A 26,977-nucleotide genomic window follows, 5' to 3' on the forward strand; every position below is an offset into this window, starting at 1 on the left:
CGTTGTCCATGGCGTCAGCCTGCAATGCGGATGCGTGATTGTCGGAATAGGCTCTAGCTTCTGTTTTAACGCGCATCCCGAACACCGCTTCACACTTTTCGGGATGCGCTCCAGGATTCACTCGACTTTCTTGGAGAAGTTGTTAGGAGAAAAAGAAACAATTTTGTGATGTTGATATGCAAAGACTCCCGGATTTCGACGGCTTACGCTTCGTTCTATGCTTGGGAATAGCAGCTTTTCATTATTCGTTCAGAGTGCCGGTCGGGAATGAAACAATAACATCTGTTATTTTACGGTTCTCTTATTTTACGGACATCTTTTTTATTGTGTCGGGGCTGTTTCTGGCGCGGCGTCGGAACCATGTGTGGAACTGGCGCTCCTACATCGCCTTTGTGGCCAAGCGTCTGGCTCGTATCTATCCGTTGCATTTAATGGCGTTCTCGGGTTTCGCGCTGATATCCATCCTGACCGCTTACGGCCTGCTCCATCCTAATGTGTTGCCGGATATGAGTTTGAAAAATGCATTTACGCAGTTGTTTCTGATTCACAGCTGGGGGGTCGGAAAGACCTTTTCCTACAATTATGTGAGCTGGTCGCTGAGTGCTTTGTTTCTGATGTATCTGAGTTTTCCGTTATTTGACGTTCTGAGCAAACGCTTTGGCGGACGCATCCTCGCCGCCGTGATCGTTTCTTTGATAGGAGGGGAGCTTCTGGCTCAATGGATGGGGGCGCCATCCATTACACGTGCGCAGTTTGCGGATATCGGTGTGGTGCGTGTGCTGCCGTCGTTTCTGTTTGGCATGTGGCTCGCCAGACAGAAGCACCGCATTCTGCCCCCGCAGTTGATCCAGTTCGGCCTTGTTGCGTGCACACTGGTTTTCGTATTTTACGAGCCGTCCCATTCCGCTGGGGATGCTCCGACCCTGGAAGGGCCGTCGAGACTGGCGTTTCTCTACCTTTTTACGTTTCTTTTTTATGTTGCCAGCGCGCAGTCGGTCTATACGCCGCTGCAATGGCCTGGCTTCGCACCGCTCTCGCGCTACAGTTTCGGCATATTCATTATGCATCCCCTGGTCGGTCTTTTCTTTTTCAATGCATTACCGTCATCCTGGGGGCATGGCGTCGCCGGTGCATTGTTATTGATCGCGACAGGTGTTGCCGTGAGCGTTCTGGTAGCCGCCATTTCGTGGAAAGTTTTCGAGAGTCCCGTCAATCGCTGGCTTGTCGCCAGAATTGAGGCATGGCTCAAGCGCACGCACAATCCGGAAGTGCAGCCGGTCTCCTCCACCAATTCCGCCTGATGCGGCGCATTGTTCGATGCTGGCCGGGAAAAGCATGGACGTATTGGAAACTCTCTTCTAGAAAACCATGATGGTGCTGGCTGGGACAGGAACTGGCGCCAATTGATTCTGGGAGGAACGATGAATACCGAGGCAGTCTCCACGCAATCGCCGTATGGCCATCCGCTTTGGCAGCCCGATGCAAAGCGGATAGCGGCGAGCAATCTGGAGCAATTTCGTATCCGTGCGGAACAGCGTACCGGGTTGAGCCTGCCCGATTATGCAGCGCTGCACCGCTGGTCGGTGGAAGATCGTGCCGGTTTCTGGACGCTCATCTGGGATTTCTGCGATGTCATTGGCGATCATGGCGGCACGGTGCTCGTCGATGACGGTCACATGCGCGAGGCGAAATTCTTTCCCGAGGCACGGATCAATTTCACGGAAAATCTTCTGCGCTGTAAAGGCGACGAGGCTGCCATTGTCTTTCGCGGTGAGGGCAAGGTCGAACGCTGCCTGACTTGGGATGATCTTCATGCGCTGGTCTCGAAACTCCAGCAGTTCATGCTCTCGGAAGGCGTTCAGCCCGGTGATCGCATTGCGGGCATGATGCCAAACATGCCCGAGGCGGTGGCGTTATTGCTGGCTGCGTCGTCGATTGGCGCGGTCTGGTCCTCCTGCTCGCCGGATTTCGGCGCGCAGGGCGTGCTGGATCGTTTTGGCCAGATCGAGCCGAAGCTGTTTTTCGCCTGTGACGGCTACTGGTACAATGGCAAGCGCATCGAAGTTGCCGACAAGATCGCTGAAGTGACGGCAAACTTGCCGGGGTTGAAGCGCGCGGTCATCGTTACTTATCTTGGTGAGGTGGAAGTCGTTGCCGACAAGGCGGAAAAGGGCGTTGCGCTGGATGCCGCGCTGAAGCCATTTGGTACGAAGCCGGTGGAATTCACGCGCATGCCGTTCGACCATCCGCTTTGCATCCTGTTTTCTTCCGGCACAACGGGTATCCCCAAATGCATCGTACACCGGGCAGGCGGCGTGCTGTTGCAGCATCTGAAAGAGCATCGTCTGCATGCAGATTTGCGCGAGGGCGATCGCTTCTTCTATTTCACCACCTGCGGCTGGATGATGTGGAACTGGCTGGCTTCAGGACTGGCTTCGGGCGCAACGCTGCTGCTCTATGATGGCTCGCCGTTCTATCCCGATGGCAATGTGCTGTTCGATTATGCCGCCGCCGAAGGCATGACCTATTTTGGCACTTCGGCAAAATTCATCGATGCCGTGCTGAAAGCCGGTCTGAAGCCTGGCGAAACGCATGATCTGTCAGCGCTCCGCACGGTTTCTTCCACCGGCTCGCCGCTGTCTCCGGAAGGCTTTGCCTTCGTCTATGAGGCGATCAAGCCGGACGTGCATCTGGCTTCCATATCCGGCGGCACGGATATCGTCTCCTGTTTCGTGCTGGGCGTACCGACAGAGCCGGTCTGGCAAGGGGAGATACAGGGTGCGGGGCTTGGCATGGCCGTCGATGTCTGGGACGATGACGGCAAGCCGATCCGCGAAGAAAAGGGCGAGCTCGTTTGCACCAGGGCTTTCCCCTGCATGCCACTGCAATTCTGGAACGATCCTCAAGACTTGAAGTATCAGGCCGCCTATTTTGAGCGCTTCGACAATATCTGGTGCCATGGCGATTTTGCCGAATGGACCGAACATAATGGCATCGTTATCCATGGCCGTTCGGATGCGACGCTCAATCCGGGCGGGGTGCGTATCGGCACGGCGGAAATCTACAATCAGGTGGAGCAGATGCCCGAAATCGCCGAGGCACTATGCATCGGGCAGGACTGGGACCGCGACGTACGCGTCGTGCTGTTCGTACGGCTTGCCGAAGGGGTTGCGCTCGATGATGGCTTGAAATCGCGCATCAAGACGAAGATCCGCACCGGCGCGACTCCGCGTCATGTTCCGGCGAAGATCGTGGCGGTGGCGGACATTCCGCGCACCAAGTCTGGAAAGATCGTGGAGTTGGCGGTGCGTGACATCGTGCATGGGCGCGAGGTGAAGAACCGCGAGGCGCTGGCCAACCCGGAAGCGCTGGAGCTTTATTGCGACATTGCCGAACTCGCCCAGGATTGAGATCAAAATGCTGCGTAATAAAATTTCGTTATAGGGTAATAAATAGCCACAGAACGCTGCGTAAAGCCATTGCCTATTTGGCCGCTACGGGACACTCTGACCGGAATATAGCTGTCTTCAGGAAAGACAGCAGCCGGGCAGAACTTGTGGAGGACGAGTATGTTTGCTTCGGGCATGAATTTCGGTCTTGGCGAGGAGATCGAAGCCCTTCGCGATACGGTGCGCCGTTTTGCGAAAAGCCGCATTGCGCCGCTGGCCGCTGAAACCGACCGCAATAACGCATTTCCGATGCATCTTTGGCGTGAACTGGGTGAGCTTGGTGTACTCGGCATCACTGCGCCGGAAGACTATGGCGGCGCAGGCATGGGCTACCTTGCCCATTGCGTTGCTATGGAAGAAATCAGTCGCGCTTCCGCTTCTATCGGCTTGAGCTATGGGGCGCATTCCAATCTTTGCGTCAATCAGATCAAGCGAAATGGTTCGCCCGAACAGCGCGCAAAATATCTGCCGAAACTCATTTCTGGCGAGCATGTCGGCGCGCTCGCCATGTCCGAGCCAGGTGCAGGCTCCGATGTGGTTTCGATGAAGCTTCACGCCGAAAAGCGGGGTGACGCTTATGTGCTGAACGGCAACAAGATGTGGATCACCAACGGCCCGGATGCCGACGTACTGGTGGTCTATGCCAAGACCGATCCGGTGGCAGGCCCGCGCGGCATCAGCGCCTTTATTGTAGAGAAGGGTTTCAAGGGTTTTTCCACTGCGCAAAAGCTGGACAAGCTTGGCATGCGCGGCTCCAATACCTGTGAACTGGTGTTCGAAGATTGCGAAGTGCCAGCCGAAAACCTGTTGGGTGAGGCGGGCAAGGGCGTCACCGTGTTGATGTCCGGTTTGGATTATGAGCGCGTCGTGCTGGCGGGCGGCCCGCTTGGCATCATGGCGGCTTGCCTCGATGTCGTGGTGCCTTATGTCCACGAGCGCAAGCAGTTCGACCAGCCCATTGGCGAGTTTCAGCTTATGCAGGGCAAGCTCGCGGATATGTATGTGCTGTTCAACGCCTCGCGGGCCTACGTTTATGCGGTGGCAGCGGCTTGCGACCGGGGCGAGACGACGCGCAAGGATGCGGCGGGCTGCATTCTTTACTCGGCGGAAAACGCCACACAGATGGCCTTGCAGGCGATCCAGGCGCTGGGCGGCAATGGCTATATCAATGATTATCCGACAGGCCGTCTGCTGCGCGATGCCAAGCTTTATGAAATCGGCGCAGGCACGTCGGAAATCCGGCGCATGCTGATCGGACGGGAACTCTTTCAGGAGACCCGCTGATGCCGGTTCTCAAATCTGAAATCTCGACCCGCAGCGCCACTTTTGAAGCCAATCGCAAGGCGATGCTCACGGCGATTGACGTGGTGGCGGAAGCATCGCGCATTGCCATTGACGGCGGCGGCGAGAAGGCACGCGAGCGCCATGTTTCACGCGGAAAGCTTCTGCCGCGCGAGCGTGTTGCGCAATTGCTCGATCCGGGTTCGCCCTTTCTGGAAGTAGGGCTGACGGCAGCCCATGGCATGTATGGCGGGGCGGCGCCTTCGGCTGGCATCATCACCGGCATCGGGCGGGTATCGGGCCGCGACTGTATGATCGTCTGCAACGATGCAACGGTGAAGGGCGGTACCTATTATCCAGTTACGGTGAAAAAGCATCTGCGCGCGCAGGAGATCGCAGGCGAAAATCGTCTGCCCTGCATCTATCTGGTCGATTCCGGCGGCGCGAACCTGCCCAATCAGGACGAGGTTTTCCCGGATCGCGACCATTTCGGGCGCATCTTTTATAATCAGGCGCAGATGTCGGCGGCGTGCATTCCGCAAATTGCCGTGGTTATGGGGTCGTGCACCGCAGGCGGCGCTTATGTGCCTGCCATGAGCGATGAAACGGTGATTGTGCGCAATCAGGGTACGATCTTTCTGGCTGGGCCGCCGCTGGTCAAAGCCGCAACCGGCGAAGTGGTGACGGCGGAAGATCTGGGCGGTGGCGATGTGCATACACGGCTTTCCGGCGTGGCCGATCATCTCGCTAATGACGATGCGCATGCGCTACAGATCGCCCGTGCCATTGCAGCCAATCTCAACAGCGAGAAGCGCAGCTTCATCCCAAGGGGCGACGGCACTGCGCCGCTTTATGACCCGGAGGAAATTCTGGGCGTGGTTTCCGCCGATACACGCATCCCCTATGATGTGCGCGAGGTGATTGCGCGACTGGTCGACGGTTCGGAGTTCGACGAATTCAAGGCGCGTTTCGGCATCACCCTCGTGTGCGGTTTTGCCAGCCTTTACGGTATGCCGGTCGGGATCATTGCCAATAATGGCGTGCTGTTGTCGGACGCGGCGCTCAAGGGTGCGCATTTCATCGAGCTTTGCTGCCAGCGCAATATTCCGCTGGTCTTCTTGCAGAATATCACCGGCTTCATGGTCGGACGCAAGTATGAGGCTGAAGGCATCGCCAAGCATGGTGCAAAGCTGGTGACAGCAGTGGCGACGGCCAATGTGCCGAAGATCACCATGCTGATCGGCGCATCCTATGGCGCTGGCAATTACGGCATGGCCGGGCGGGCCTATTCGCCACGTTTTCTGTGGACCTGGCCGAACAGCCGCATCGCGGTCATGGGCGGCGAACAGGCGGCGGGCGTGCTGGCAACCGTCAAGCGCGACGGGATCGAGCGAACCGGCGGCACATGGTCGGCGGATGAGGAAGCGGAGTTCAAGCGCCCGACGCTGGAAATGTTCGAGCGCCAGAGCCACCCGCTTTATGCGTCTGCGCGGCTTTGGGATGACGGTATCGTTGATCCGCGCAAGAGCCGCGAGGTACTGGGTCTGTCACTTTCAGCCACGCTGAATGCGCCTGTCGAGCCGACGCGCTTTGGTTTGTTCCGGATGTAAGGGGCGATCAGATGTTCAAGAAGATACTGATTGCCAATCGCGGAGAAATTGCCTGCCGGGTCATTCGCACGGCGCGTAAATTGGGCATTGCCACCGTCGCGATCTATTCCGATGCCGACGCCCACGCGCTGCATGTGGAGATGGCCGACGAGGCGGTGCGCGTCGGCCCGGCAGCTTCCGCGCAAAGCTACCTCAATATCGAAGCGATCATCAAAGCCGCGCGCGATACGGGTGCACAAGCGATCCATCCGGGCTACGGCTTCCTGTCGGAAAATCCGGCTTTCGTGGATGCTGTCAAGAAAGCGGGCCTCACCTTCATTGGCCCGTCAGCCAAAGCCATCCGCGCCATGGGGCTGAAGGATGCCGCCAAGGCGCTGATGGAAAAGGCAGGCGTGCCAGTCGTGCCGGGCTATCATGGCGACAAGCAGGATGGCGCTTTTCTTCAAAGCAAGGCGGACGCAATTGGCTATCCCGTGCTGATCAAGGCGCGGGCTGGCGGTGGCGGCAAAGGCATGCGCCGTGTCGATCAAGCCGCTGATTTCGCGGCAGCATTGGACAGTGCGCGGCGCGAGGCGGAAGCCTCTTTCGGCGATGGCGCTGTGCTGATCGAAAAATACATGACCAAGCCGCGCCATATCGAGGTGCAGTTTTTTGGCGACAATCACGGCAATGCCGTGCATCTTTTTGAGCGCGATTGCTCGCTGCAACGCCGCCATCAGAAAGTGATCGAGGAAGCGCCTGCGCCGGGCATGACGCCGGACATGCGCGCAGCCATGGGCGAGGCGGCGGTCAAGGCCGCACAGGCGATTGGCTATTCTGGTGCGGGCACGGTGGAATTCATCGCCGATGTCTCGGAAGGGCTGCGGCCGGACCGCTTTTTCTTCATGGAAATGAACACGCGGTTGCAGGTGGAGCATCCGGTGACGGAAGCGATCACCGGGCTCGACCTTGTCGAATGGCAATTGCGTGTGGCTTCCGGCGAGGCGCTGCCGAAGCATCAAGACGAACTTTCCATAAATGGCTGGGCTTTCGAGGCGCGGCTTTATGCGGAAGACCCGGCGCGAGATTTTCTGCCTGCAACAGGCAAGCTTTCCCTGTTTGCGCCGCCTGAAAATGCGCGTGTCGATTCCGGCGTGCGCACCGGCGACACGATCACGCCGTTCTATGATCCGATGATCGCAAAGATCGTCGCCCATGGAACAACGCGCGATGAGGCGCTGAACCGGCTCGATGCGGCGCTCAATCAGACCCGTATTGCCGGGCTTGTCACCAATCGACAGTTCCTGTCGGCGCTCTGCAATCTCGAAGCTTTCCGCACAGGTGATGTCGATACCGGTTTGATTGCACGCGAGACGGCGGTGCTGTTCACGGATGAGCAGCCTTCAGACATCGCTTTTGCGCTGGCTGCGCTTGGGGCGCTCGATCTTCTTGATGCGCCATTGAAGGATAGTCCCTGGACGAGCCTGCGCGGGTTCCGCCTGTGGGGTGAGGCTTCGCGCTCGGTTCTGCTCGATCATCACGGCGAGCGCCACACGGTAAGCTTCACGGCCAGGGGCGAGGGGCATTTCGGCTTTGCTTTCGGCACCATCGAAATTCGTAGCCATAAGAACGGACTGGTTCGCTTTGCCGTTGAGGGCCGCGTGTCGCAAGCGTCTGTCTTGCGCATCGGGCATGACGTAACGGTGCAACTCGACGGTCGCGACATCATATTTCATCATGTGCAGTCGGTCGGTGCGGAAGAGGACACTTCGAACGAAAGCCGCATCCTGTCACCGATGCCGGGACTGGTGCGGCTGGTTTCCGTGGTGGAGGGCACCAGCGTGGCAAAGGGCGATCCTCTGGTGACGATGGAGGCCATGAAGATGGAGTTGTCTCTGACCGCGCCGCGCGACGGCAAGGTTGCGTCCGTAACCGTTGCGGCGGGCGATCAGATCAATGAAGGCGCGCTGCTTGTTGAACTGGAGTATGATCCCGAAAAGTGGGAACCGGTTTTCGGAGAAGATCATACTCAAACAAAAAACAGAGCGGGATAATGAGCGGCTTGCGACATCCCGCTCGGGAGGAAGAACATGGCTGAACATGTCGAAATCGTCGAAATGGCTGCGCGTGACGGCCTGCAGAACGAAAAACGTTTTGTGCCGACAGCGGACAAGATCGCGCTGATCGACCGCCTGTCCGGTTGCGGTTATTCCCGCATCGAGGCGACGAGCTTCGTCAGCCCCAAATGGGTGCCGCAACTGGCAGACGCAACGGAAGTCATGGCCGGTATCCACCGCGCCAACAGCGTGCGCTATTCGGTGCTCGTGCCCAACATGAAGGGCTATGAAGCTGCCGCTGCCGCCAATGTCGATGAGATTGCGGTTTTCATTTCCGCCTCGGAAGGTTTTTCTAAGGCCAATATCAATTGCTCGATTGCCGAAAGCATCGAGCGGCTGTCACCGGTCATTGGCGCTGCCATCAATGACGGTCTGGCCATTCGCGGCTATGTGAGCTGCGTGGTCGAATGTCCCTATGACGGGCCGGTGGCACCGCAAGCGGTTGCCGATGTGACAGAGCAACTCTTCTCGCTCGGCTGTCACGAAGTAAGCCTTGGCGACACGATCGGGCGCGGCACGCCGGACAAGGTGGCGGCCATGCTGGATGCCGTGCTGGCGATTGCGCCGGCCCACAGCCTTGCCGGGCACTATCACGATACCGGCGGGCGGGCGCTCGACAATATTCGTGTCAGTCTGGAGAAGGGGCTACGAGTGTTCGATGCGTCGGTCGGCGGGCTCGGCGGTTGTCCTTTCGCGCCGGGCGCCAAGGGCAATGTCGATACAGTTTCCGTTGTCGAAAGGCTGCATGGGCTCGGCTTCGAAACGGGGCTTGATATCGACAGGCTCAGATCAGCTGCGCATTTTGCGCAGGCATTACGGCAGGATAAAGCGGCATGAACGCTTTCGAGACACTCCATATCGCCATCGATGCGCGCGGCGTGGCCACACTGACGCTCAATCGGCCAGAGCGGCATAATGCGCTCTCCGGCCTGATGATCGACGAACTGACGACGGCGGCGCTGCATCTGGCGGATAATCCTGGCATACGCATCGTGATTCTCACCGGTGTGGGTGTCAGTTTTTGCGCGGGCGGCGATCTTGGCTGGATGCAGGAACAGGTGAAGGCCACTCGCGCGCAGCGCATTGAGGAGGCGCGCAAGCTCGCCCTCATGCTGAAAGCGCTGCTCGACCTCCCAAAACCGCTGATCGGGCGCATCAACGGACAGGCCTATGGCGGTGGGGTTGGGCTTATCAGCATTTGCGATGCAGCCATTGCGGTTTCCGGCGCGCGCTTCGGGCTGACGGAAACAAAGCTGGGGCTGATACCCGCCACTATCAGCCCCTATGTGGTGGCGCGCATTGGACAGGCACATGCTCTGCGCACATTCACCTCGGCGCGGATTTTCGACGCTCATGAGGCAAGGCGTATCGGACTTCTGACGGCTGTCGTTGAGCCCGAAAATCTCGACGCGGCAATAGAAGCGGAGATAAAGCCTTATTTCTCCACCGCTCCCGCCGCCGTCGCCGCATCCAAACGATTAGTGCACGCACTAGGCGCACCGATAGACGAGACAGTCATCGAAATGACGCTGACCCGTCTTGCCGATATATGGGAAACACCGGAGGCTGCGGAAGGGATCGCGGCATTTTTTGCGAAGCAGTTACCATCATGGAAAAGAGAAGAATAAAATTTATCGGGGGACCGAATTTCGTTGCGATTGCCGGTACTTGGCTACTTGCAATCGCTAGCCGGAAATGCATTCTTATTATATTATGAAAGCCTGATCCCGCTCCGGAACATGATTCCGAAAAAGCAGACGCGATTTCGGATATATTATGGCTGGGGAACCCCGCAAATGGCGCGGGATGCGGTTTTTGGATTGACCCTTTGCGCCAAGAAATTGACAAAGGGGAGGGTCAGGTAATTCGCCAGCGCGCAGGCGTTGAAAATTATCGACATGGGTTGTCTGGGGCTATTCGAAAAATGCCTCGCTAAAGGAGAAAGACATGAACCTGAAACTGCTTTCCAGCGTGGCTTTCGCTGCGACACTCGGCTTTGCCAGTGCAGCTTACGCAGATATCACGATCGGCGTCGTCGCGCCGCTGACCGGCCCTGTCGCCGCCTATGGCGATCAGGTCAGAAAGGGTGCGGAAACCGCCGTTGAAGTCATTAACGCCAGCGGCGGCATCAATGGCGAGAAGGTCGTTCTCAAATTTGCCGACGATGCCGGCGAACCGAAGCAGGGCGTTTCCGCTGCCAACCAGATTGTCGGCGACGGAATCAAATTCGTCGTCGGCCCGGTCACGACCGGCGTTGCCATTCCGGTTTCCGACGTGTTCTCGGAAAATGGCGTTCTGATGGTCACCCCGACCGCCACCGGTCCGGACCTGACTGCGCGCGGCCTGGAAAACGTATTCCGCACCTGCGGTCGTGATGATCAGCAGGCCGATGTCATGGCCGACTATTTTCTGAAGAACTTCAAGGACAAGAAGGTTGCTATCGTCCACGATAAGGGCGCTTATGGCAAGGGACTGGCCGATTCTTTCAAGGCCGCGATCAACAAGGACGGTATCACGGAAGTGCATTATGATTCCGTCACGCCCGGCGACAAGGATTTCAGTGCGCTTGTCACCAAGCTGAAAGCAGCTGGCACCGAAATCGTTTATTTCGGCGGTTATCATGGCGAAGGCGGCCTTCTGGCCCGCCAGTTGCATGATGCTGGTCTCAAGGCTCGGATTCTCGGCGGTGAAGGGCTGTCCAATACCGAATTCTGGGCGATTGGCGGCGACACGGCAGAGGGTACGCTGTTTACCAATGCGGTTGATGCGACGAAGAACCCGGCTTCCAAGGAAGCGGTTGATGCGCTCACGGCCAAGAACATCCCGGTCGAAGCCTTCACCATGAATGCCTATGCGGCAGTGCAGGTTCTCAAGGCTGGTATTGAGCGCGCCGATACGACGGATGATTCGGCAGCAGTCGCCAAGGCGCTGCATGACGGAGAGCCCATTGAAACGGTCATCGGCTCGTTGACCTATGGCGGCACCGGCGATCTGACCTCGCCGAGTTTTGACGTCTTCAAATGGGACGACGGGAAAATCGTCGGCGTTGAATAGGTTTTTGCAAGGCAAATGAAGAAACGCCGGGTTTTGCCCGGCGTTTTTATTTTATGAGTCAGGATAGCCGAATTCTGCTTCGATGCTCTCGAACGTTTTTTCCATCGCATATGTCGAGCTTAGCGGAAAACCGAAATGCCCGTAGGCGAGGGACAATTGATGTTCAGCCTTGCCCTTGCCGCCCTTGGCTATGGCCGCAACGTAGAGTGCGGCGGCAAGCCCGGTGCGATCGGCCCCCGATTTACAATGAATGAGAACCGGCTTCTGTGCATTGCGCATCAGGGTGATAAGCTGCCGCGTCCGTTCCGGACTTAACTGCTTGCTGGCCGACATTTCAAAGTCGACATGCTGGATGCCGAGCGCCGTTGAAGCCGTAACCTCATCGTCATACCATTTCGAGCCGGTCTCCGGCCCGCGTAGGTTGATGATTGTCTTGATCCCAAAGTTTTTTTGCAGGTTGATGATGCGCGCAGGATCGGGCTGGTTAGAGCGATACGCTTCTCCAGCAACGATTACATGGACATTGCCCTTATACTGGATTGTATAAAGATAGCCACCCATGACGCTTGCGCCAGCCAGCACACTGAGGATAGCCAGCTTGGGGGCATTGATAGACCAGTGGGCGTATTTCTTGAAGAACGACATGGGCCTTGTTTATAAGTAAATTATAAAATAAAATTATACCGCAATTATTGCTTGGCTGAGGGTGCGAATATAGTAAGATTCAGGCTTAATCTTGTTCGGGTACGAGTATGTTTTCTGTTGGTTTACATAAGTAGTTGGTAATGTTTTCCGACGTGTAGTGTCGGAAGTGATTTTGGCAAAATAGTCGTTTTCTCCGGTTTGGTTCAGGCGATCCCGCATATTGTTCTGACGTTTAACTGTTGGTTAACCATGCTGATCTATCCTGAAGCCATGGAATCGGGGGCATTTTGGCGGAGCAGGTTTATGCAGCGCTACAGATTTGATGATAAAACTATCTTGATAGAGGCCATAGTTGAGCTTCTCAACCGAGGGGTTGAGGCTGACGAGCTTGACCTTGTCCTCAGCCGAATTGGTCCGGTGGATCTGGATCTGATGCATGAGTGTTTGGTCGAAGTCTGGAATTACAATCATTCCGAACGGGTGCAAGCGCCGATGGCGGCTTGATTGATTGGCTGCTTCGTGTGTCATACTCTTGAAACAGAAAAGGCTTATACCTATTTCTGTATCGGGAATTCACTCAGGCTCGCGACCACGGATGTACTGGCGCGAACCAGGTGAATACAGAAGGTCGGGTTATCCCGGCCTTTTTTGTTTGTATTTTACAGCAGCAGCCCGCCGACACCCATGCGGGCGAGATTGGCCGAGCCGAGTTCGATTCCGGCCATCAGACGATCGATTATCCAGTCAAGGCTATTTTCACGCGCACTCCGTGCCGAACCGGGTGCGACGACGATATATTTACCTTTGCATTTTCCCAGAACGAGCAGGTTTCCCGGGTCGACAGGCACGCCAATACGCAGGATTTCACCGCCTGCCTGGATAATCGAACGCGGCACGATATCCGCCTCGTCCGCCACTGCTGAAGCGCTAAAAATCACCACAAGATCGCTCATCCCTGCCAGTTCGGCTATAGCTTCGGCGAGCGCGGCGCATTCATGCGCCACACGGCGTTCGGCGATGACGGAGCCGCCATTGCGGACAGCGCGTTTGACGATCAGTTCATAGGTCTTGTCGAGAACCGTCTCGCGTATGGAGGGCAGACGGGACTGGATGACGCCGATGCGGGTTGCCTGAAATCCATGAATGGAAAAAACGCTGGACCCGCTGGATAGTTCGCGAATTTCATCAATCAGCGCTTTTGGAATGGCGAAAGGAACAATCTTGACGGTTGCCACCATCTGGCCGCTTTCAACGCGGCTTTGATTGCCTAAACTTGCCACGGAAACCCGCGCATCAAGCATGTTGATGGCATCCACGCTTGCAATATTTGCACAAAACATGCCGCTACTGCGCGCAAACAGATTTATGCGTCCGGTTGTCGCTGCGCTGGTCTCGATATTGCTCGAAATGAGAATGCGCCCGATAGCCGATGCGGCGTCGTCTTCACCAATATCATCCGCTTCGAGCCGGGCTGCAAGGACATGGCTGACGCCTGCCTTGCGTAAATTATCCAGATGATCGCGGCTCAATGCTGTTCCCTTGCGCAGATTGCCGTCGCCTGCTGCAATTGTATAGGCGAGTATGCTTCCTTCGGATTCTTCGAGCGGCCATTCCTTGAAAATCATAATGTTTCTCTTTCAGCGACAATCCAGTGCCCGGCAATACGACCTGGAACAAGCTTAATATTCGTTTCCGTCTCCGCAGTTATCAGTAAGGGTATATAGAATTCTAGCTATACTTGTTATTTTTCTTGTTCGTTAAAGGTGATGTCATCATGTCACTTGAAATTGTGCCCGGATATATCTGCTCCGACTCGAACCGGGTCATTTCTGACTCATAATGCTCATGAAAGCCGCGACATTTCGATCCAATACATTTTTTGCCCAAGACGTGACAAATGCGATTATTCGTTATAACGGTATCTTTGGAATTTTCAGAAATTACCGAAAATTAGGAAATTACATATGCGCCAGAGATTATGCTTTGCGCGCAAGATGGAAAGACAAATGAAACACGGCACCCCCCGGACGATCGCTTCGTTCGCCGTTTTAGCCTTCACTGTGTTTCTCGCTGGTTGCGAGAATCAGGTCCTGCTCTCTCCCAAGGGGCAGGTCGGCATGGCGGAACGCGATCTTATATTCTTCGCGACGGGTTTGATGCTTCTCGTCGTATTGCCGGTCATTTTCATGACCCTGTATTTCGCGTGGAAGTACCGCTCCACCAACGAGAAGGCGGAATACAAGCCTGACTGGCACCATTCGACCAAAATCGAAGCGGCGGTCTGGCTTATTCCGGTTGCGATCATCGTGGCTCTGGGCACTGTCACCTGGATCAGCACGCACAAGCTCGATCCCTATCGCCCGCTGGAATCGAGCGTGCCGCCAATCAACGTCGAAGTGGTTGCGCTCGACTGGAAGTGGCTGTTCATCTACCCCGATCAGGGGGTCGCATCGGTCAATGAAATGGCCATGCCGGTCGGCGTGCCAGTCAATTTCAAGCTGACCTCCAGCAATATCATGAATTCCTTCTTCATTCCGGTGCTTGGCAGTCAGGTCTACACCATGCCCAGCATGCAGACCAAGCTGCACCTGATTGCTGATCATGAGGGCGTATTTGACGGGATTTCAGCCAATTACAGCGGACAGGGCTTTGCCCAAATGCGCTTCAAGGCGCATGCTTTCGATCAGGCTGGATTCGACAAATGGGTCGCCGATGTCAAGGCTTCCGGGCAGGAACTGACCCGCGAGCGCTATGCCTCGCTTGTTCAGCCCAGCGAGAAGCATCCGGTGCAGCACTTCGCCTATAATGACAAGGCGCTGTTTCACAATATCGTGAATCGCTGCTGGGACGGCAAGTCGGTCTGCCTCGATGACGAGATGCACCGCACGCAAATGGCACAGGCGGCGCGCGCGAACCTGCGCAAATCCTCCCCCGTCGATTTCAGCCAATGGGCAAACGACATCATTTGCGCCATCCAGCCGCAGCGCCTATCGCAGCTTGAAAACTGATTTGTCGATGCCGCAGCATTCCCGATGACCACATCCGGGCGCTGCGGCTGATCGCACTCCAATCGAAGCAAGAATAGAAATGTTCGGAAAACTTACGCTCGAAGCGATCCCCTATCACGAGCCTATCATCATGGTCACATTGGCCGCGGTGGCTGGTGGGGCACTCGCTATTCTCGCAGCCATTACCTACTATCGCAAATGGGGCGTTCTCTGGAACGACTGGCTGACTTCCGTCGATCACAAGCGCATCGGCGTCATGTATATCATTCTGGCTTTCGTGATGCTGTTCCGCGGCTTCTCGGATGCCGTCATGATGCGCGCGCAGCAGGCTCTTGCCTCTGGCGCGAATGATGGCTTCCTGCCGCCGCATCACTATGATCAGATATTCACCGCCCATGGCGTGATCATGATCTTCTTCGTGGCGATGCCTTTCATCGTGGGCCTGATGAACTTTGCCGTGCCGCTCCAGATCGGCGCGCGCGACGTTGCGTTCCCGTACCTCAACTCGCTGAGCTTCTGGCTTACGGTCGCAGGCGCCATTCTGGTCAATATCTCGCTCGGCGTTGGCGAATTCGCAAAGACCGGCTGGCTGGCCTATCCGCCGCTTTCGGGCAAGGAGTTCAGTCCCGATGTCGGGGTGGATTACTATGTCTGGGCCTTGCAGATTTCAGGCATGGGCACCTTGCTGTCCGGGGTGAATCTCATCACCACCATCATCAAGATGCGTGCGCCCGGCATGGGCATGATGCAGGTTCCCGTTTTCACCTGGACCGCGCTTTGCTCCAACGTGTTGATCGTAGCCGCTTTCCCGATCCTTACCGTTACGCTGGCTCTGCTTTCGCTCGACCGTTATCTGGATTTCCACTTCTTCACCAATGATTCGGGTGGCAATCCGATGATGTATGTGAACCTCATCTGGCTATGGGGACACCCGGAAGTCTATATTCTGGTTCTGCCCTGCTTTGGCGTGTTCTCGGAAATCATCGCAACTTTCTCCGGCAAGCGCCTCTTCGGCTACACATCGATGGTCTATGCAACGGTTGCCATCACCGTTCTGTCATTCCTGGTCTGGGTGCATCACTTCTTCACCATGGGCGGCGGCGCAAGCGTCAATGCGTTCTTCGGCGTTGCAACCATGATCATTTCGATCCCGACCGGAGCCAAGGTCTTCAACTGGCTCTTCACCATGTATAAGGGGCGCGTGCGGCTGGAAACGCCGGTTATGTGGACTATCGGCTTCATGTGCACCTTCGTGGTTGGCGGCATGACAGGCGTTCTTCTGGCCGTTCCTCCTGCGGATTTCGTGCTGCACAATTCGGTCTTCCTGATCGCGCACTTCCATAATGTCATCATTTCGGGTGTGCTGTTCGGCTGTTTCGCTGGCCTGATCTATTGGTGGCCGAAGGCTTTCGGCTTCAAGCTGAATGAAAGCCTTGGCAAAAAAGCCTTCTGGTGCTGGCTTGTCGGCTTCATCATGGCCTTCATGCCGCTTTATGTGCTCGGCCTGATGGGCATGACCCGTCGCCTGAACCACACGGAAAACCCTGCCTGGCACATCTATCTGATTGTGGCTGCAATCGGTGTAGCGATCATCCTCGCTGGCATCGTGTTTCAGGTTCTGCAGATCATGGTTTCGATCCGTGACCGCGAGAAACTGCGCGAGACCAATGGCGATTCGTGGGGTACGGGCCGTACGCTGGAATGGTCGCTGTCCTCGCCTCCGCCATTCTACAACTTCGCCGAAATCCCGCATGTGCGTGATCATGACGGCTGGTGGGATATGAAGCAGAACGATTACGTGCGCCGCACGAACGGTTTTGCCCGCATCCATATGCCCAAGAACACCGGTACGGGTTTCATCATTGGCATGCTGACGATTCCGCTCGGCTTTGCTCTGGTGTGGCATATCTGGTGGCTGGCGATTGCCGCATCCTTGGGCGTTCTGGCGGTCGCCATCGCCCACTCCTTCAACAATGACAGGGACTTTTATGTCTCGGCCGAAGAAGTGCAGCGCGTCGAAGACGCACGCACCCGGCAACTCACTGCTCAGGAGGCTTGATCCATGAGCGCTGCTATTACGAACGCTTTGCCCTTCAGGGGCGGCAACGAAAATCCGGTTCACGAAGACCACCATGATGCAGGGTCGACCACGCTGGTCGGCTTCTGGATCTACCTGATGAGTGACTGCGTTCTCTTTTCGGGGCTTTTCGCAACTTATGCCGTTCTGGCGCATCAGTTCGCGGGCGGTCCCACCGGTCGCGAGCTGTTCGACCTGCAATTCGTGCTGGTCGAAACCATGATCCTGCTCGTTTCGAGCGTGACCTACGGCATGGCGACGCTCGCCATGTACAAGAACAACAAGGCAGGCGTCCTGCGCTGGCTTGGCGTCACCTTTCTGCTCGGCGCAGCTTTCCTCGTGATGGAAATCTATGAATTCCATCACCTGATCTCCATTGATGCCGGGCCGGGCCGCAGCGCCTTCCTGTCGGCGTTCTTCACGCTGGTCGGAACGCACGGCATTCATATTACCTCGGGCCTGATCTGGATTCTGGTGCTTTCCGGCCAGCTTGTCCGCGATGGCCTGACCGAAAAGAACCGGACGCGCGTGATGTGTCTCAGCCTCTTCTGGCATTTCCTCGACATCATCTGGATCGGCGTCTTTACCCTTGTCTATCTGCTGGGTGTACTGTGATGAGTTCTGCACACGAAACACACGATCAAGCCGCACACGGAAGCCTGAAGACTTATCTGACAGGTTTCGTGCTGGCCCTCGTTCTCACCATTGTTCCTTTTATGCTGGCGATGAACGGTTATTTCACGCCTGGAACCACAGCTGCCATTGTTCTGGGCATTGCTGTCGTTCAAATCCTCGTGCATCTGGTCTATTTCCTGCATCTGGACCCGAAGTCCGAGAATGGCTGGAATATCCTTGCGCTCATTTTTACGGTCATTATTCTGGCCATTGTTCTGGCAGGTTCCATCTGGGTCATGCATCATCTCGATACCAATATGATGCCGATGCATATGACGCCGGAAGCGGCGCGCAATCTGCCATAAAACAAACTGGGCTGGCCTTTGGGCCAGTCCGTCCGAAGATATTTCGGCGGCCCGGACTGCGGCTTTCTCCTCCCTCTCCCCTCCTAAAAGCCGCATAGCGTCCCGGTTTCGGTCGGGACGCTTTTTTTGTCCGCGCTCGAAATGCAGACTTGCAATCTCGGCTACAAGAATCTTTAGAAACAGATTTAAATTAAATATATTACCTATAATGTAGTTGAGTTATATTTATAATATGTAGGGGAATATAAATATTTACCATGATGACGTTAGTTATTTGTAGTGATATTAAAATACATATAAAGTGCATACTTTATAATGAATTTATTTTTACGCAGAAGCTCTAATATTGTTGGAGATTTTTCAATGGTTTTAATTAAGGTAATACTTAAAAGTAGATTATTTATTCCAGCGTTTTTTGCGACATTGATCGCCTTGCCTGTGGTGGCTCTTGCTGCTCCGGCAGTGGTATCGGCCAATGTGAACCTCCGCAGCGGGCCGGGTGCGAAATATGCACGAGTGACGATGCTTCCCGTCGGTACCCGGATTGATGTCGGTGGATGCCGCAGGAACTGGTGCCAGGTCAGCGACCGCACCTATCGCGGCTGGGTTTCGGCGCGCTATGTCCGCATGGGGGGGGCGGCCAGTTGGCCCGGCCTATGCCCCGCCGCCTTCAGCCAGGGTCATTATTGATTCAGACTATCCCGACCGGCGGCGCGGTTATTATCGTCCCTGTCTCGCTCGTGGCTGCGGCCCTTATTGGAATCGTGATTGGGATCCGTACTGGCATCCGCACAGAACGCATTGGCGACCGTACCGGATTCAGCCTCGCCAGCCATGGGTTCCGATCTGGGGGCCGGGACCAGTGATTGCACCAGAGATTGGCCCGGGTGAGGAGCGTGATCGCGATTGGACCCCGCTACAGGAAGGCAGCAAGCGCGAACACTATTCGGGTCAATAACAATCACAAATCCATAACTGACATCAGGTCATTCTCCCCCTCCCGATGACCTGATCCGCGGCCTGCCGGAGTTCCTCCCTTCGGTGGGCCGCAATCATTAAAGCATGCCTTCCAAGAGGGGTAATTGGTTTTGGGGATAAAGGCTGCGTTAAAACAAAGGTTTAAGCGTATCGCGACACGCTTTAGGTGCATTAACGCTCCATTGACTCTATCTGTGCACAATGGGGCGCAATCGGCCATCGCCCTGCAAGTATTGAAGGGTTATGCCGAATGGTTGCCGGGTTGTAGCTTGGCGTTCCGTTTACTCTGTGATAATCCCTGAATCGTCCTGGGATCGGGGGGCGGGGCGCTACCCAGCAGCCAAGAAACAGGAACCGGACAAGTAGCGCGTATGATTTGGAGTAACAGGACGATAACGGGTCGGAATATAGCCGCGCTGTTGCTGACGGCCTGTTTTTCCGCATTCTCCCTGTCGCCCGCTTTGGCATTTGAAATCTTTGGCGTTCGGCTCTGGGGCGAAGATAAGAAAGACGATGCCGACGCGGTTATCGCCGATCCCAAGCATTATTCGGTCAATATCGAAACTCCTGGCAATCGCAAGAATGCCGATGGCAGCGACGCTGATCTGAAATCCGTTATCGAAGGCGCGTCCGGTCTGGTTTCTGATGAAGATAAACCGGCTTCGGGTTCCGCCGGGCTGCTGGCCAGGGCGCGCGGAGATTATCGCGGTATCCTGGCAGCACTTTATGGCGAAGGCCGCTATGGCGGCACCATCTCGATCAAGGTGGACGGGCAGGAAGCAAATGATATTCCGCCCGACGCCGATATTCCCGACAATGCCAAGGTCGATATTTCCGTCGATCCCGGTCCGCAATTCCTGTTCTCGCGCACGGCTATTTCTAATATTGCGCCACCCCCGCTCGACCGCAAGGACAAGGTGGAATTGCCCGAAGAAACGGGCTTTGCACCCGGCGAAGTGGCGCGTTCCGGCACAATTCTGAAAGCCGAGCGCCTTGCCGTCGAGGCATGGCGCCAGCAGGGTTATGCCAAGGCGCGCGTGACGGGCGAAGAGATCGTGGCCGATCATGCCGATAATCGTCTTGCCGCCGACATATCACTCGATCCGGGCCGCAAGGCTCATTATGGGCCAGTCAACGTGGTAGGAACCGCGCGTTTGGACCCGCAATTCATTGCCTGGATGACAGGGCTGGAACCTGGTCAGGAATATGATCCCGATGATATGGAGCGCGCCAAAAAACGTCTTGGGCGCATGGAAGTTTTCCGCGCAATGAGGTTCGAGGAAGGGGAAGCGATCGAGCCGGATGGCAGCCTGCCGATGACGCTGCATGTTCAGGAACGCAAGCCGCGCCGCTTTGGCGTCGGTGTCGAATATTCAACCATCGACGGCTTCGGTGTCACCAGCTACTGGATGCATCGCAATCTGTTCGGCAAGGGTGAGCGCCTGCGTTTCGACGCCAAGATCAGCGGCATAGGCGGTTCGCAGGACAATTCTTTTGATCCGGCCAATTATACCTATCTCCTTGGCACGAGCTTCACCAAGCCGGGCGTCTATACGCCGGACACGGATTTTGTCGCGGCTCTCGACGCCCGGCGCGAAGTGCTCGACGTCTATACTGAAACTTCGGTCAATGCGAAGACCGGCTTTACGCATATTTTCAGCGACGAGCTTTCCGCCAGCCTCTATGCTAAGGCCAGCCATGGCCGCTTCGAGGACAAGTATTTCGGCACGCGCGAATTCACCACCGGCGGCCTTGAAGCGGGCCTCATCTATGATGGCCGCAATTACAAGCCCGACCCCAGTTCTGGCGTCTATCTCGAAGGCAATATCCAGCCCTTTTATGAATTTCAGCGCGGTAATTTTGCCACCCGCTTCACAGCGGAGGGCCGGACTTATTATGGCTTTGGTGAAAAGGATCGCGTCATATTGGCCGGTCGCGTCAAGCTTGGCTCCATTGTCGGCGCGTCGATTGAAGATCTGCCGCCCAATCAGCTTTTCCTTGCCGGCGGCGGCGGCTCCGTTCGCGGCTATGCTTATCGCGGCATCGGTGTGGAAACGTCAACTGGCGATGTGATCGGCGGGCGCTCACTGGTAGAGGCATCGGGCGAAGTGCGCGCGCGCATCACCGATTCTATTGGAGCAGTGGCGTTTCTGGATGCCGGCTATGTCGGAGAGCAGTCGTTCCCGGATTTCTCCGAGCAGATGCGCTTGGGTACGGGTATCGGCCTGCGTTATCTGACGGGCCTTGGCCCCATCCGCCTTGATGTGGCTGTACCGCTTAACCGCCGCTCGGGTGATCCGAGTTATGCATTCTATGTCGGCATAGGACAGGCGTTTTGACCAGATTACTTGCAATCCTCGCCTTCATTCTTTTCGCGGTTCCCGCCATTGCGCAGGAGCAGGCGGAAGAGGAAAAGTCATACTTTCTGTCCTTCGTGGAAAGCCAGCTTTCCGCACCCAATCGTCGTATCTCGATTTCCGGCATAAGCGGCCTGCTGTCGTCGGAAGCCACGGTGGGTTCTATCACGGTTGCCGACCGTGAAGGCGTATGGCTGCGTATCGGGAACGCCAAGCTCAACTGGAGCCGCACCGCGCTTCTGACCGGACGTCTGAGTGTTCAGTCCCTTGTTGCGGAACGCATCGACCTCATCCGCAAGCCTTTGCCCGAAGAGGGCCTGCCATCGCCTGAATCCTCCAGTTTCAGCCTGCCTGAACTGCCGCTTTCCATCAATATCGATCAGCTCGAAGTGGCGAGCCTGCATTTCGGCCAGGATATTTTCGGGCTTCAATCGCAAGTATCGCTCAATGGCAATCTGTCTCTTGCCGATGGTTCGCTTGACTCGACATTCGACATTACGCGCCTTGACGGACCGGGTGGTACGTTTGCACTGCGCGCAGCCTACGCCAATGCCGATCAGAAGCTCGACCTCGACCTCAAGGTTTCCGAACCGGCCAATGGCATTGTTGCCAATGTGCTGAATATTGAAGGCCATCCGCCGGTCGATCTCACCTTGAAAGGTGCTGGTCCGCTGGACGATCTCAAGGTAGATCTGGCGCTCGACACCAATGGCCGCCGCACGCTCACAGGTGCATTCACCCTGCACCGTCAGGGCGAGGGACGCATCTTCGCTGCACGTTTCAATGGTCCCATTGCCGTTCTTGTACCGCCGGTTTTCCGTGATTTCTTCGGTGCTGAAACGGTGCTTGCCGCCGATGGCCTTCTGAAAGATGCAGGCGGTTTTCGTCTTGATGATCTGGCGCTGACCAGCGCTGCACTGCAAGTAAAAGCTTCGGCAGAATCGGGCAATGACGGCTTTCTCAGCAAGCTGCGGCTGGATGCTTCCATCGCGGACGAGAGCAAAGGCCATGTGCTGCTGCCGGTAAAGGGCGGCGAAACCACGATCAATAATGCCCGGCTTGAAATCGCCTATGGCGACCGCCCGACCAACGACTGGACCGGCACTCTTGCAATTTCGGGCTTCCGCACTGCGTCCGTTTCGGCTTCCTCGATAGCGCTGGATATGGGCGGCGTCGCCGAAAATCTCAATGATGCAACAAATCGCCATATCACCTTCGATGTGAATGGCGGTGTGAGCGGCATTTCCTCGCCGGATGCGAAAATCGCCGAGGCTTTGGGCGATAGCATCACCCTCGCCATTGCTGGCGGCTGGCGCGCGGGAGGCGCTGTCGAACTGGCCAGGGCGAATATCGAAGGCAACGGACTTGGCCTCGCGCTTCAGGGGAACATCGCCGATTCAGCTTTCAATGGCGATATCATTGCCAAGGTAGCAAGTCTCGCCCCCTATGCATCGCTCGCCGGGCGCGATCTGGCCGGCAGCATCGATGTGAAGGCTTCCGGCGCGGTCTATCCGGTCAGTGGCGCCTTCCAGCTTGACCTTAATGGCACCGCGCAGAACATGCGTACGGGCACGCAGGCCATCGATAATATCCTTGACGGCGATGTCAGCCTGAGCGGAGCGCTGGGGCGCAGCACACAAGGGTTTTCGGCACGCGATTTCCGCATCGGCAATGAGTTGAGCGAAATCACCGCCAACGGCTCCTTTGCTTCCGACAAGGCCAACTTCGATTTTGGCGTGATGCTGTCCGATATGGAACTGCTTTCGGACAAGGCGTCCGGGCGGATGACCGTCAAAGGCAGCGCGCGCGGCGATGACGGGCTGATAGCGCTTGCCCTGCGCGCCGATGCGCCGCAGGGCGCTCTTGCCGGACGCAAGCTTTCCGAAGGCGCTTTCGATTTGAATGCGATGCTGGACAGCAATGCCGCGACGGGGGCAGCCCTTTCGGGCAAGCTTGCGGGCAGCGCATTCCTCAATGGCGAGCGCGTCGATCTCGCCACGCTGATTGATATTGTCAATGATGAAAAGCGCCTGACTGATTTGGTTTTTAATGCTGGCGGCGCGCATCTTTCGGGCGACGTTACCCAGACGGCAAAAGGGCTTCTGACAGGCAAGCTCAAACTCGACGCGCCGGACATTTCCACTGCCGCCGCGCTCTTTCTCGCCGAAGCGACCGGTGCGGCCCATGCCGACATCACGCTTTCGGCTGAAGGCGAAAAACAGAACGCAACGGTAAGCGCCAATGCGCGCGACGTGAAGGTCAATGACAATCACATCGCCTCTGCCGATATAGCCCTGACGGCGAACGATCTGTTCGGTGTTCCGGTGGTCGATGGCAATGCGGCGGCGCGCGATATCATGGCCGGCACTTTCGGCATCGAAAGTTTCGACGCAAAGGCCAATGCCACCGGATCGAAAACTGATTTCACTGCCAATACAAAGCTCAAGATCGGTACATTGGCCAATGCAAGCGGCTCGCTGGAGCCAAAGGACGGCGGCTTTGAACTTGCGCTGAACTCTGCTGATGTGAAGCAGGGTACGCTTGCCGCCAGCCTTGCCGCGCCCGCGACCATCACCATGAAGGGCAGCGCCATTTCATTTGGTGATGTTGTCATCAATACCGGGGACGGGCAGGTCAGGGTCAATGGTTCGGTCAACGACCATCTCGACCTTTCGGTGGCGATTGCCAATCTCCCGCTCGCCCTTGCCAATACGTTCAGGCCGGAGCTTGGCCTTGGCGGCACGGTCAATGGCAATGCCCGCATCACCGGCACGCGCGAGAAACCCAATGTCGCCTTCGATATGGCCGCAAGAGGGGTGACGGCTGCGGAGCTGAAAAATCAGGGCATCGCCCCGCTCGATGCGGATGCAAAGGGAACCTCGGATAATAATCGCCTCAATGTCGATGCACACGTGACCGGAGGCGGCGGCATTGATCTGCGCGCCAATGGCGGTGTGCCGCTGGGGCAGGGGGATCTGGCCATTGACGTCAATCTCGCCAATTTGCCGCTGGCCGCACTCAACGGTGCGGTCAAGGGGCAGGATCTGGCTGGCAATGTGACGGGGACGGCCCATCTCAGCGGCCCATTGACCAATCCGTCCGCGACCTTCGATTTGCGCGGCTCCGGCCTTGCAGCAAAGCCTCTGCGTGACAACGGGCTTGCACCTTTGACGCTTCAGGCCGCAGGCCGCTACGCAGCAAAGGCGATAGACCTCTCGTCGCTGAGCGTCGATGGTCCGCAGGGGCTCAATGTCAGCGCCAATGGCAAGGTGCCGTTTTCGGGGCAGGGGCTCGGCGTCAATGTCACGGGCAATGTCCCGCTGGCGCTCGCCAACCGCTTCCTTGCTGATCGCGGCGCACAGGCTTCGGGTACGCTGTCGCTGACGGCCAGCGTTTCGGGCGGGCTCAACAAGCCGCAATTGCGCGGCATGTTCTCGACCTCCGGTGCACAGTTCATTGATCCCGAAACCAATGTGCGTGTCAACAATATCAATGTGATGGGCAGCATGGAGGGTGAGACCATCACGCTGCGTCAGGTCAATGGCTCGTTTGGCTCTGGCGGCTCGATCTCGGCCAGCGGCACGATTTCGACCAATGCCGGCGCCAATTTCCCCGCTGACATCAGTATCAAGCTCGACCGCGCCCGCTATGCTGATGGCAAGCTGGTGGCTGCGACTGTCGACGGTACGATTTCAATCAAGGGACCATTGATGCGCGATCCGCTGATCTCGGGCCGCATCGATGTGGACCGCGCCGAGATTTCCGTGCCGGAAAACCTTGGCGGCGGCGCGACCTATGTTCCCGTCCGCCATATCAATACCCCCAAAAATGTACAGGCAACGCTCGACCGCGCCAAGGTGGAGGAGCGCCGCAGTAAAGTGCCGACCCCGACAGCGCGCCCGAGCGTACCGCGCCTGGACGTGCTTGTGAGCGCGCCCAACCAGATTTTTGTGCGTGGACGCGGACTGGATACGGAATTGGGCGGCCGCGTGCGGCTCACCGGACCTGTCACCAATATCCAGCCGGTAGGCGCATTCGATCTGATCCGGGGCCGTATTGGTATTCTCGGCCAGCGCATCACCTTCGATGAGGGCAATGTGACGCTGGTCGGCGACCTCAATCCGCAACTTTATTTCGTCGCCCGTTCGGAAGGCAATGACATCACAGCCATCGTGACGGTGAGCGGTACGGTCGATAATCTGAACATCGTTTTCTCATCCTCGCCGGAACTGCCGCAGGACGAAGTGCTCGCGCATCTGATCTTCAATCGTTCCATCGGCGAGCTTTCGGCTTTTCAGATTGCGCAGCTTGCCGCTGCCGCAGCCGAACTAGCCGGAGGTTCCAATAATTCACTGATGGGCAAGCTGCGCGAAGGTATCGGCCTTGACGATATCGATGTGGTCACGGATAGCAATGGCGAAACCGCTGTGCGCGCGGGGCGCTATATACGCGACAATATCTATCTGGGTGTTGAGGCGGGTTCGGGCGGCTCGACCAAGGGGACGGTCAATCTCGACATCACCCGCAATCTCAAGGCCAAGGGCGCATTGGGATCGGATGGTGATTCGAGCGCCGGTATTTTCTTCGAAAGAGATTATTGACCCCGGTTCGCGCGAACTGTTTAACCTTTCCTCAACCATAACGGCGCAAATTGTCGGGATAAAACGGCATCTTGCCGGTTGTTTCGGGTTGGGCGATTCCATGTCTAGGTTGAGTGATAATTTTAGCCGCCGTCATTTTCTGCTCGGTACCGGCGCAGCCCTGCTCGGTGGCGTGGCGGGCTGCTCGCAGACAATGGACATGTCCGCGTTCCAGATGAATATCGACCCCATGTCCACGGGCGCCATCACGCCGGTACGTCCGCAGATCAGTGTCGACAAGGCGATAACCACGCCTGACGTCATGTATGCGGCGGTGCAGGAAGGGCCTTATGCTTTGCCCGCCATTCCCTATGAGAAAGTTCCCAAGGAGTTTCGCCGCCAGATCGTACCCGACCCAACGGGACAGGCCCCCGGCACGATTGTCGTCAGCACGAAGGACCATTTCCTCTATTACGTCCTGCCGGGCGGCGAGGCGTTGCGTTATGGAGTGGGCATCGGCAAGGCCGGTTTCGAGTGGTCGGGCCGCGCCAATGTACAGTACAAGAAACAGTGGCCGCGCTGGACGCCTCCACCCGAAATGATCCAGCGCAAGCCGGAACTGGAAAAATATCGTAACGGTCAGGAACCCGGTCCGCAAAACCCGCTCGGCGCACGCGCACTCTACATATTCCAGAACGGCCGCGATACCGGCTATCGTATCCATGGCTCGCCGGAATGGTGGTCCATCGGCAAGTCGATGTCTTCAGGCTGTATCCGCCTGATGAATCAGGATATTATCGATCTTTACAATCGTGTTCAGGGTCAGGCGCCGATCATTGTCGGATGATCGGCTGGTGCGGGG

At 56.8% G+C, this 26,977-nt stretch carries 20 protein-coding genes; 17 read left to right on the forward strand and 3 right to left on the reverse strand.

What is annotated here, in order from left to right; translation table 11 throughout:
- Nucleotides 1-176: 176 nt before the first annotated feature.
- The 8 genes from KUG47_RS01705 (at nt 177) to KUG47_RS01740 (ending at nt 11,490) form a co-directional block, all read left to right on the forward strand.
- Complete coding sequence (locus KUG47_RS01705) at nt 177-1,301, forward strand: acyltransferase family protein (RefSeq protein WP_217676227.1); 1,125 nt, start codon at nt 177-179, stop codon at nt 1,299-1,301.
- A gap of 120 nt (nt 1,302-1,421) precedes the next feature.
- Nucleotides 1,422-3,410 (forward strand): acetoacetate--CoA ligase, encoded by a 1,989-nt coding sequence (locus KUG47_RS01710; protein ID WP_217676228.1) that lies wholly within the window; start codon nt 1,422-1,424, stop codon nt 3,408-3,410.
- A gap of 174 nt (nt 3,411-3,584) precedes the next feature.
- Complete coding sequence (locus KUG47_RS01715; RefSeq protein WP_217676946.1) at nt 3,585-4,733, forward strand: isovaleryl-CoA dehydrogenase; 1,149 nt, start codon at nt 3,585-3,587, stop codon at nt 4,731-4,733.
- Nucleotides 4,733-6,340 (forward strand): carboxyl transferase domain-containing protein, encoded by a 1,608-nt coding sequence (locus KUG47_RS01720; protein WP_217676229.1) that lies wholly within the window; start codon nt 4,733-4,735, stop codon nt 6,338-6,340. The genes KUG47_RS01715 and KUG47_RS01720 overlap by 1 nt, the downstream gene beginning before the upstream one ends.
- Before the next feature lie 11 nt (nt 6,341-6,351).
- Nucleotides 6,352-8,373: an acetyl/propionyl/methylcrotonyl-CoA carboxylase subunit alpha gene (locus KUG47_RS01725; protein ID WP_254799244.1), complete on the forward strand. Its 2,022-nt coding sequence runs from the start codon at nt 6,352-6,354 to the stop codon at nt 8,371-8,373.
- A gap of 36 nt (nt 8,374-8,409) precedes the next feature.
- Nucleotides 8,410-9,273 carry a hydroxymethylglutaryl-CoA lyase gene (locus tag KUG47_RS01730; RefSeq protein WP_217676230.1) on the forward strand — a complete coding sequence of 288 codons (864 nt, stop codon included), beginning with the start codon at nt 8,410-8,412 and terminating at the stop codon, nt 9,271-9,273.
- Nucleotides 9,270-10,064: a crotonase/enoyl-CoA hydratase family protein gene (locus tag KUG47_RS01735; protein ID WP_217676231.1), complete on the forward strand. Its 795-nt coding sequence runs from the start codon at nt 9,270-9,272 to the stop codon at nt 10,062-10,064. The genes KUG47_RS01730 and KUG47_RS01735 overlap by 4 nt, the downstream gene beginning before the upstream one ends.
- Nucleotides 10,065-10,383: 319 nt before the next feature.
- Nucleotides 10,384-11,490, forward strand: a complete 1,107-nt coding sequence (locus KUG47_RS01740; protein ID WP_217676232.1) for an ABC transporter substrate-binding protein — start codon at nt 10,384-10,386, stop codon at nt 11,488-11,490.
- Nucleotides 11,491-11,541: 51 nt separating this feature from the next.
- Here KUG47_RS01740 and KUG47_RS01745 read toward each other — a convergent pair whose 3' ends face one another.
- Entirely contained in the window at nt 11,542-12,135 is a 594-nt protein-coding gene (locus tag KUG47_RS01745; RefSeq protein WP_217676233.1) for a tyrosine-protein phosphatase, read from the reverse strand.
- A 303-nt stretch (nt 12,136-12,438) separates the two neighbouring features.
- Between KUG47_RS01745 and KUG47_RS01750 the strand changes: the two genes are divergently transcribed.
- Entirely contained in the window at nt 12,439-12,639 is a 201-nt protein-coding gene (locus KUG47_RS01750) for a hypothetical protein (protein ID WP_217676234.1), read from the forward strand.
- Between the two features lie 155 nt (nt 12,640-12,794).
- Here KUG47_RS01750 and KUG47_RS01755 read toward each other — a convergent pair whose 3' ends face one another.
- Nucleotides 12,795-13,760 (reverse strand): molybdopterin-binding protein, encoded by a 966-nt coding sequence (locus KUG47_RS01755; protein ID WP_217676235.1) that lies wholly within the window; start codon nt 13,758-13,760, stop codon nt 12,795-12,797.
- Between the two features lie 381 nt (nt 13,761-14,141).
- On the opposite strand from KUG47_RS01755, the gene cyoA reads away from it, so the two are divergent.
- The 4 genes from cyoA (at nt 14,142) to cyoD (ending at nt 18,200) form a co-directional block, all read left to right on the forward strand.
- Nucleotides 14,142-15,143 carry a ubiquinol oxidase subunit II gene (gene cyoA, locus KUG47_RS01760; RefSeq protein WP_217676236.1) on the forward strand — a complete coding sequence of 334 codons (1,002 nt, stop codon included), beginning with the start codon at nt 14,142-14,144 and terminating at the stop codon, nt 15,141-15,143.
- 79 nt (nt 15,144-15,222) lie between these two features.
- Nucleotides 15,223-17,202 carry a cytochrome o ubiquinol oxidase subunit I gene (gene cyoB, locus KUG47_RS01765; protein ID WP_217676237.1) on the forward strand — a complete coding sequence of 660 codons (1,980 nt, stop codon included), beginning with the start codon at nt 15,223-15,225 and terminating at the stop codon, nt 17,200-17,202.
- A 3-nt stretch (nt 17,203-17,205) separates the two neighbouring features.
- Nucleotides 17,206-17,835 carry a cytochrome o ubiquinol oxidase subunit III gene (gene cyoC, locus KUG47_RS01770; protein WP_217676238.1) on the forward strand — a complete coding sequence of 210 codons (630 nt, stop codon included), beginning with the start codon at nt 17,206-17,208 and terminating at the stop codon, nt 17,833-17,835.
- The gene (cyoD, locus tag KUG47_RS01775; RefSeq protein ID WP_217676239.1) at nt 17,835-18,200 is read left to right on the forward strand and encodes a cytochrome o ubiquinol oxidase subunit IV; all 366 of its coding nucleotides are present in this window, start codon (nt 17,835-17,837) and stop codon (nt 18,198-18,200) included. The genes cyoC and cyoD overlap by 1 nt, the downstream gene beginning before the upstream one ends.
- A 266-nt stretch (nt 18,201-18,466) precedes the next feature.
- Here the strand turns inward: cyoD and KUG47_RS01780 are convergent, their stop codons facing one another.
- On the reverse strand, nt 18,467-18,676 hold the full coding sequence (locus KUG47_RS01780; protein ID WP_217676240.1) for a hypothetical protein: 210 nt from the start codon (nt 18,674-18,676) through the stop codon (nt 18,467-18,469).
- Nucleotide 18,677: 1 nt separating this feature from the next.
- On the opposite strand from KUG47_RS01780, the gene KUG47_RS01785 reads away from it, so the two are divergent.
- From KUG47_RS01785 to KUG47_RS01800, 4 genes are all read left to right on the forward strand, one after another.
- Nucleotides 18,678-18,890 (forward strand): SH3 domain-containing protein, encoded by a 213-nt coding sequence (locus KUG47_RS01785; protein ID WP_217676241.1) that lies wholly within the window; start codon nt 18,678-18,680, stop codon nt 18,888-18,890.
- A 659-nt stretch (nt 18,891-19,549) separates the two neighbouring features.
- On the forward strand, nt 19,550-21,517 hold the full coding sequence (locus KUG47_RS01790; RefSeq protein ID WP_217676242.1) for an autotransporter assembly complex protein TamA: 1,968 nt from the start codon (nt 19,550-19,552) through the stop codon (nt 21,515-21,517).
- Nucleotides 21,514-26,136: a translocation/assembly module TamB domain-containing protein gene (locus tag KUG47_RS01795; protein ID WP_217676243.1), complete on the forward strand. Its 4,623-nt coding sequence runs from the start codon at nt 21,514-21,516 to the stop codon at nt 26,134-26,136. Before KUG47_RS01790 ends, KUG47_RS01795 begins: the two co-directional genes overlap by 4 nt.
- 100 nt (nt 26,137-26,236) lie before the next feature.
- Nucleotides 26,237-26,962: a L,D-transpeptidase gene (locus KUG47_RS01800; protein ID WP_217676244.1), complete on the forward strand. Its 726-nt coding sequence runs from the start codon at nt 26,237-26,239 to the stop codon at nt 26,960-26,962.
- Nucleotides 26,963-26,977 lie beyond the last annotated feature (15 nt).

This window comes from Falsochrobactrum tianjinense, assembly GCF_019100495.1.
GTDB lineage: Bacteria > Pseudomonadota > Alphaproteobacteria > Rhizobiales > Rhizobiaceae > Brucella > Brucella tianjinense.